Here is a 584-nt window from a genome sequence, read left to right as displayed (position 1 = left end):
CGGCGCAACGCTGCAAGGGCGAGCTGATCAGCGCGTCCCAGGGGCCGGCGCCGTCCACCGCCTCGCGCATTTGCTGCCAGCCGCGGTCAGTCAAGGCATCGTCGAGGCTGCCACGAAAGCCGCCACCGCGCTCGGTTTCGCCGTGGCGCAGCAGATCGATGCGCGCGCTCATGCCGGCCGGTCCGAAACCGCCGCCTCGGCGAAGGTCGCCATCCCGTCGTGCAGCGCGCAGGCCTGTTGCAGCAGCGGCACCGCCAGCGCCGCGCCGCTGCCCTCGCCCAGGCGCAGGCCGAGGTCGAGCAGCGGTTCGGCGCCCATGTCGTCGAGCACTGCCAGGTGGCCGGGTTCGGCGGAGCGATGGGCGAAGATCAGCCAGGCGCGACAGTCGGGGTTCAAGCGTGTCGCGCAGAGCGCGGCGACGCTGCAGATGAAGCCGTCCACCAACGCCGGGACGCCGGCCTGGGCACAGCCGAGATAGGCCCCCGCCAGCGCCGCCACCTCGAAACCGCCGAGACGGCGCAAGGCTTCCAGCGACTCATGGCAATGCGCGCCATGCAGCGCCAGCGCGGCCTGGATCACCTGCA

Annotated in this window: 2 protein-coding genes; both read right to left on the bottom strand. The window is 72.4% G+C overall.

The features are described from left to right. Positions 1-172: histidine phosphatase family protein (locus tag LO50_RS22785; protein ID WP_173425610.1), on the bottom strand; the 172-nt coding region annotated here is incomplete at its 3' end. Continuing rightward, positions 169-584: nicotinate-nucleotide--dimethylbenzimidazole phosphoribosyltransferase (locus LO50_RS22780; protein ID WP_044316450.1), on the bottom strand; the 416-nt coding region annotated here is incomplete at its 5' end. The genes LO50_RS22785 and LO50_RS22780, both read right to left, overlap by 4 nt.

Origin of the sequence: Stutzerimonas stutzeri, assembly GCF_000935215.1 — a bacterium.
Classification (GTDB): Bacteria; Pseudomonadota; Gammaproteobacteria; order Pseudomonadales; family Pseudomonadaceae; genus Stutzerimonas.
This window is presented reverse-complemented; position numbering and strand designations above follow the sequence as displayed.